Here is a 7,292-nt window from a genome sequence, read left to right on the forward strand (position 1 = left end):
CGGGCACCGAAGGCATCGAAAGCGATATCCGGTTGATGGTCGACAGCATCGACTTCGACGCCACGGTGCTGCACGGAATGCTCAGCTTCTTGTTGTTCGCCGGCGCGCTGCACGTGAGCCTCAAGGAGCTGGCCGAGCAAAAATGGGTGATCGCCGTGCTGGCGAGCGTCAGCGTGCTGATCTCCACGGTCCTGGTCGGCGGTGTCAGCTGGCTGCTGTTCATGCTGCTCGGGCTGGATATCCCGTGGATCTACTGTCTCCTCTTTGGCGCCCTGATCTCCCCCACCGATCCGATCGCGGTGCTTGGCATCCTCAAGAGCGCTGGCGCACCGAAGGCGCTGGAGCTGAAGATCACCGGTGAGTCGCTGTTCAACGACGGCGTCGCCGTGGTCCTGTTCATGGTGCTGTTCGAGACCGCAGTCGGCGGCGAGCATGTCACGCTTGGCAGCGCCCTCCATCTCTTCATCAAGGAGGCCGTCGGCGGCCTGTTGTTTGGGCTCGCCAGTGGTGGCATCGCGTACCTGATGCTGCGCAAGGTCGACAATTATCAGGTCGAGGTCCTGATCACCCTGGCGGTCGCGAGCGGCGCCTATGCGCTCGCCGAGCAGCTGCACATCTCCGCCCCCATTACAGTGGTGGTTGCTGGACTGCTGATCGGCAACCAGGTGCGCAGCCATCTGATGTCGGAGAGGACCCAGAGCCATCTCGATAACTTCTGGGAGCTCACCGATGAGATCTTGAATGCGGTGTTGTTTGTGATGATCGGCCTCGAGGTCTTGGTCATCAGCATCAGCGGCCCGATCCTGTTGGCAGGGCTCTTGGCCATTCCACTGGTGCTCGCAGCCCGGGTTGTCAGCGTTGGCGCGCCCGTCGCCTGGATGCGCCGGTTCCGCAGCTTCTCGACCGGCGCCATTACCATTCTCACCTGGGGCGCGCTCCGCGGCGGCATCTCGGTTGCTCTGGTGCTCTCACTGCCCGAATCCGAGGTCCGCGACACGCTGCTGACGGTGACCTACATCGTGGTGGTGTTCTCGATCCTAGTGCAGGGACTCACCCTGGGCGCGGTGGTGAGGCGGGTCGGGGAGCGGGCCGACCTCGAGATGGAGCGCACCGAGCTGCCGCGTCCACCGGAGCAGCCCGAAGCCTCAGATCAATGAGCACACCCCCTTCATCCGGCCCCGATCCGGCAGCAGCCGCCACCGACGAGGGCGTGAGAGCGCAGTCTCAGGAGCAGCCTTCGCCGAGGCCTTATGCCGATCTGACCCCGGACCTAGTGCTCGATGCCGTCGAATCGCTGGGCTTTGTCGTCGACGGTCGCCTACTGGCGCTGAACAGCTACGAGAATCGGGTGTACCAGATCGGCATCGACGGCGCCGCGCCGCTGATCGCCAAGTTCTATCGGCCGGGGCGCTGGTCCGATGCCGCCATCGCCGAGGAGCACCTCTTCATCGCTGAATTGGCCGAGCGCGAGATCCCCGCGGTCGCGCCACTGTTGATCGGCGGCTGCAGCCTGCACCGCCATCAGGGCTATCGCTTCTCGCTGAGCCCGCGCTGCGGCGGCCGCGACCCAGAGCTTGAAGACCTCGGGATCCTGACCCGGATCGGTCGCTTCATCGGTCGCATCCATGCGGTCGGCGCTAGCCACCCGTTTCGATATCGACCGATGCTCGATCGCCAGCAATTCGGTGAGCAGCCAAGTCAGTTCCTGCTCGAGCAGGGCTGGATTCCAACCGAGATCGAGACCGCATACCGGAGCGTTCTGACACATGCCCTGACTGAGATCAGGGCCTGCTACGAGCGTGCCGGGGCGATTCGGGTGCTGCGTTTGCATGGCGATTGCCACCGCGGCAATCTGCTCTGGACCGATGCCGGGCCGCACTTCGTCGACTTCGACGATGCACGCACTGGGCCGGCGATCCAGGATCTCTGGATGCTGCTCTCCGGCAACCGCCAAGCGATGGCGCTGCAGCTGGATGCCGTCCTACAGGGGTATCGGGACTTCGCCGATTTCGACCCGCGCGAGCTGCATCTGATCGAGGCCCTGCGCACGTTGCGGCTGATCCATCACGCCGCCTGGCTGGCTCGCCGCTGGGATGATCCTGCCTTCCCAAGCGCCTTCCCGTGGTTCGACTCGCCGCGCTTCTGGGAGGAACAGATCTTGATCCTGCGCGAGCAGATCGCGGCGATGCAGGAAGGTCCACTGGCGCTGTTTTGAGCAATGCCCACCGATCGGTCCCGAGCTGATGCCAGAGGTGAATTGCACGGCGATGCGCGAGACGAGCGTCCGCCATGCGCAGCGCAGACGTCGGCATCTGTGGCTGCTGTTGGTCGGCTTCAGTGCCTTGAGCCTTGGCCTCCGCCTCTCGGGCTGCGCTGTAAGGTGCGCAACGTCAACCGAGCCGACCTCCTGCTCGCCTCCGCAAGAGGCCATTGACGCACATCCGCGCAGCCCCCTGCTGCGCCCGCGGCTGATGCGGGATCTCGCGCGGATGCCAGATGGCTACCGACTGCCGTTTCAGCGTTGGGGTCCGACCGAAGAGACTCGGGAACAGCCCCGGATTGTCGTTCTCGGACTGCATGGCTTCAACGACTACAGCCAGGCCTTCAAGCCACTGGGCGAGCATCTCGCTGAGATCGGCGTCGTCACCTATGCCTTTGATCAACGCGGCTTTGGTCGCACCCTTCAGACCGGACGCTGGCATGGAAGCGAGCAGCTCGCCGCCGATCTGCGCACCCTGATCAGGCTGCTGCGAGCACGCCATCCGCAAGCGCGATTGATCCTGATCGGCGAGAGCATGGGCGCAGCGGTCGCACTCAGCGCCGATGCCGAGGGGCCGCTCGATGTCGATGGGCTGGTCTTGATCGCGCCGGCGGTTTGGTCTCGCGACAGCATGCCCTGGTATCAGCGTCTGGTGCTTGAGATCGCCGCACGAACCCTGCCCGGGCTCAAGCTCACCGGCGAGGGGGTTCCGATCCATCCATCAGACAATGAGCCGATGCTGATCGCGATGGGTCGCGATCCGTTGGTGATCAAAGCGACTCGGGTTGAGGCCCTCTGGGGCGTCACCAATCTGATGGATCGCGCGGTCGACTGGCCAGGGCAGACCCAAGGTAGGCAGCGACCGCCGACCTTGATCCTCTACGGCGAGCGCGACAGCATCATCCCGCCGCATGCCTTCTGTCGGTTCATCGAGCCCGTTGCGCTCAATGAGCGAGTACGGCTCGCGCTGTACGAGAACGGCTGGCACATGCTGCCGCGTGATCTGCAGGGCAAGCGGGTGCGCTCGGATATCGCCAGCTGGCTGCAAGACCCGCGCGCAGCACTGCCCTCCACCGAAGAAGTCATCCTGAGCACTGAGCCGCGCGCTGAGCCGAGCACTGCGCCGGGCGCTGGGCGGAGCCCTGACCGACTGGACCGCTTCTGTGCATCAACGGCGGGCGTCGAAGTTGACGCAACCGTAAGGCTCAGCCGATGATATCGGGTTAAGCTGACAACCTCAGCACCACATGACACCGAGCCGAGCGACTCAACAAGCATGTCAAGAGATCCTTATGAGCCCCGCCGCGGCATCACAGAGCGCGTGACCGTCGCTGGCAGCGAGCTTGTCGACTACGTCAAGCAGCTGATTGCCGAAGGTAACGTTCGCCGTCTCATCATCCGTAAGCCGGGTGGCGCAACGCTGATCGAGATCCCGCTGACCGCAGGCGTTGCGGTCGGTGGCGCTCTGACGCTGCTCGCACCGATCATCGCCGCCCTCGGCGCCATGGCGGCGCTGATCGCAAAGTTCGAGATCGATATCCTGCGCTCCGACGAGAAGATAGAGGAAAAGAAGAGAACCGATGAAGAAGCTTAAGACCACCAGCGACCACACGATTTATCAGAAGCGCTCAGGCCGCTATGCCGTCAAGGATCGGCGCAAGCGCTGGGTGCAAGGGGACGACAAGGTCGCGGTCCTCAGAACGGAAGGCTTGTTGAAGACGCCAGAGCCGAAGGCGGCGCCGGCCGAATCCGAGGCTGAATCGGCCGAGGGCACCGAAGCCGCCGAGTCGACCGACGCCAGCTGAGCTAACAGGCGCTTTACCGGAGCCATGACCCAATGAAACACCCGATTTACTCTGCAGTGGCCGCCATGGCTCTGGCCACCGGCGCAGCCTTGGCCATCGCCGACGAGCCAACGCTGCTCGAGAAGCTCAAAGAAAGCGCTTCCAAGACTGCGGATCAGATCGGCACCGCGACCAGTGGAGCCGCCGATGCGGCTGGCAAGGCCTTGGATAAGGCCGCCGATAGCGCGAATCAGACCCTCGAGTCGACCAAGTATGATTTGGGCGATGCAGCAACGCCAGAAGAGACGCGGGCAAAGCTTGATGCCCTGGCGGAGCAGACCCTGGAGCAGCTGTTTGAGAAGGAGCCCGCGGCCAAGAGGATGTTCGACGAGAGCGCCGGCTACGCAGTCTTCGTCAGCCGACAGGTTGAGCTACTGGTCGCCGCCGGCTACGGTCGCGGTGTTGCAGTAGACCGGGAGACCGGTCAGCGCACCTACATGAAGATGGGCAGTGGTGGTGTCGGCGTTGGCTTCGGGCTGGGTGGATTCGCGACCAAGACCGTGATTCTCTTCGAGACGCCCTTCGCCTTCAACAAGTTCGTCACCCAAGGCACCGATGCCAGTGCCGAGGCGGGTACTATGACCGGCGATCAGACCGATCAATTAAAGTTCACCTTCAACGACAACGGCCAAGCGATCTTCGTGCTCACCGGCGACGGCTGGAAGGTCTCAGCCAAGCTGCTGGCCACCAAGTATTGGCCTGACCAGAGCCTGAATACGAGCGCTCCCAAAGACTAAACGCAACCAGACAACCGCGGCTCGGTGCACAGAGGATGCTGATAGCGGCGCAAAGAGCCTGCTGATAGCAAGGCGCTTGCTCGGCCTCCAGCGGTTTCGCGATTGGTCATCAGCGGCAGCGCATCAGCGGCAGTAACAGGTATTGGAGCGCCATCCAAACCAGGGCCAGGCTGGCGAGCATGGCCAGCGGCAGCGCTGCAGCTGGGTAGCCACCGTCGTCGACGAAGAGGCCAATGGCAGCAAATCCCGCAAGCACCACGAAGGCGAGGTGGACACCGGGGTCATAGATGCCCCAGAGGCTGCGCCGAGCCAGCGCGGCGCCAATCACAGCCGACAGAGCCCCACCCGCAAGGCCCGCCATCACGTCGATTGGCCAATGCACACCGACCGCTACCCGGCTCAGCCCGACGGCGGTTGCGAGTAGGATGAAGGTGAGACGCCAGCGTATACGCTGCGCGTAATAGGCGAGCACACCAAAGAAGACCGCTGCGGTGACACTGTGACCAGATGGAAAGCTATGCCGGCGATGCCCATCGCCGATCAGCTCAAAGCTCCCGGCCGGAAGCACCGCAGGCGGACGCGGGGCATCCAATAGAGGCTTGAGCCCGCGCCCGTAGGCGATGGCGACCAGCGCAGCGCAGATCAGCGTCCAGAAGACGCGCGGATGGCTGCGCGATAGGAACAGGGCGAGGGTCAAGGTGACACGCTCGTCGCCGAGCACGGTGAGCCACTGCCAGATAGTCGATGGCAGCTGCGCAAAGAGATCATTGAGCGCCAGGAATCCGCTATGGTAGCCCTCGCCGCCAAACAGCTGCAGCCCAATGCCAAGCGTCGCACAGAGCAATGCCCAGGCGAGCAGCCAGAGGGCACCAGCAGCCGAGACCAAGGGATCACGCTCAGCGCCCAGCTCCAGCGCCTGTTCCAAGCCCATAGCGCCTTTAACCTTCATGCAGCCGCCGGTGGAGGCGTCGCCGCCGCATCAGACACCCGTTGGCGAGCCTCCCCCGGATCTGCGGCGGACGCGGCAGAGCACTCAGCATGCTCAGTGGGCTCAGCGGACTCATCAGGCGCGCTATTGGTCAGCAAGGGGCGGGTCCTCAGCAGGTGGCTCTAGCGATCAAGAGGGGCCAATCTCCAGGCCAGGCTATGGCCATTCCGGCTCGATCAGGACCAATGCAACCGGCCCCTGACGATACCGCAGATCGAGCCGGTTTGGCGCCACGGTTTCGGCCAAGCGCTCGAGCTTGTCGATGCGCAGAAACACCAGCTCACCAGCCTGCGGACGGTCGCTCTCGGGAGTGATCGCATCCCGATAGACGCTAAAGCTCGGCATGCTGGTGCGGTAGACGACCGTCGGCCGATCGAGCTCACGCGCCAGCAGACCAGCCTCTTTGACCGGTTGTTGCATCACTGCAAACACCGCCGGCACCAGCAGTCCGAACACCAGCAGTGTTTGTACCACGCCGGCCAGGATCAGGCGCTCCCAGAGTGCGCGCCGCGACCAGAGCAACAACCCGATCATCGCGACCAGCCCGATCGAGGTGCCGAGCCGGTACCCGCTATCCAGCACCCTTACCCCTTCGGCAAACATCGCCTGCTCGTGAGCACGGTCCGCTTGCGCCTCAAGCAGACCGAGCAGGTCTGGCAGCGCCGCCATCAGCACTACGAACAGCAGCGGCGGTACGAACACGAGCCAACGGTTGCTCAACGCATGCCGATGCCGCGCCATCAGGATGAATACCGGCGTGATCCCATAGACCAGATAATGCGGCAGCTTGGTGCCAGAGAACGAGAACACGGCGAAAACGGTGACGAACCAGAGCAGCAGAAACCGATCCAGCTCATCGTCCCAGAATCGCCGAACCCGTGGCAGCAGGCTAAGAAACCAGCCGGTGAACGGCAGCAACACCAAGGGCAGCATCACGAAATAATAGCCCGGGAAGCCCGAATGGCCGTGCTTGACCCCGCTATAACGACCGAGGTTATGGCCCAGGAAGAAGCTCTGGAAAAAACCCAGGCCGTCGTCGATATAGATCGCCAGGTACCAGGGCCCTGCGACCGCGATGAAGACCAGCCAACCGCGCCAATCAAAGACGGCGGAGAGCCACGCACGCCATTCACGCAACGAGACGAAATAGAGGAAGCTGACCAGCAGCGGAAAGAAGACCGCAACCGGCCCCTTGGTCAGAAAGCCAAGCCCGAGCCAGAGGTACGTCCGCAGTAGGGTTGCGCGCGTCGGCTGCAACCGCCAGCGGAAGATCTCGAAGAAGGCCAACGCGATGAACAGATTCAGCAGCGCATCCGCCACCGCGGCCTTGCCAATGATCGCGACTTGTAAGCCAAGCGCCATCACCAAGCCGGCGACGGTCGCCGTCGCGGCATCAAGCCGGGCGCGCACGAACCACCAGAGCGCAAGGACCCAGAGGCTGGCCGCGATCGCCGAGGGCAGTC

Annotated in this window: 8 protein-coding genes; 6 read left to right on the top strand and 2 right to left on the bottom strand. The window is 63.6% G+C overall.

From position 1 onward, the window contains the following. From ACY693_RS11705 to ACY693_RS11730, 6 genes are all read left to right on the top strand, one after another. A partial coding sequence (locus ACY693_RS11705; RefSeq protein ID WP_462322003.1) for a cation:proton antiporter occupies positions 1-1,157 on the top strand: 1,157 nt, incomplete at its 5' end. Next, complete coding sequence (locus ACY693_RS11710; RefSeq protein ID WP_462322004.1) at positions 1,154-2,215, top strand: serine/threonine protein kinase; 1,062 nt, start codon at positions 1,154-1,156, stop codon at positions 2,213-2,215. The genes ACY693_RS11705 and ACY693_RS11710, both read left to right, overlap by 4 nt. A gap of 28 nt (positions 2,216-2,243) precedes the next feature. Next, complete coding sequence (locus ACY693_RS11715) at positions 2,244-3,476, top strand: alpha/beta hydrolase (RefSeq protein ID WP_462322005.1); 1,233 nt, start codon at positions 2,244-2,246, stop codon at positions 3,474-3,476. Between the two features lie 60 nt (positions 3,477-3,536). Further along, positions 3,537-3,854 carry a DUF4342 domain-containing protein gene (locus tag ACY693_RS11720; RefSeq protein WP_462322006.1) on the top strand — a complete coding sequence of 106 codons (318 nt, stop codon included), beginning with the start codon at positions 3,537-3,539 and terminating at the stop codon, positions 3,852-3,854. Then, entirely contained in the window at positions 3,841-4,065 is a 225-nt protein-coding gene (locus ACY693_RS11725; protein WP_462322007.1) for a hypothetical protein, read from the top strand. Before ACY693_RS11720 ends, ACY693_RS11725 begins: the two co-directional genes overlap by 14 nt. 32 nt (positions 4,066-4,097) lie before the next feature. Next, positions 4,098-4,841, top strand: a complete 744-nt coding sequence (locus ACY693_RS11730) for a lipid-binding SYLF domain-containing protein (protein WP_462322008.1) — start codon at positions 4,098-4,100, stop codon at positions 4,839-4,841. A gap of 109 nt (positions 4,842-4,950) precedes the next feature. Here ACY693_RS11730 and ACY693_RS11735 read toward each other — a convergent pair whose 3' ends face one another. Both ACY693_RS11735 and ACY693_RS11740 read right to left on the bottom strand, forming a co-directional pair. Further along, complete coding sequence (locus ACY693_RS11735) at positions 4,951-5,790, bottom strand: phosphatase PAP2 family protein (protein WP_462322009.1); 840 nt, start codon at positions 5,788-5,790, stop codon at positions 4,951-4,953. Between the two features lie 195 nt (positions 5,791-5,985). Continuing rightward, on the bottom strand, positions 5,986-7,292 hold a 1,307-nt coding region (locus ACY693_RS11740), incomplete at its 5' end, for an ArnT family glycosyltransferase (protein ID WP_462322010.1).

The organism is Halochromatium sp. (assembly GCF_054919635.1).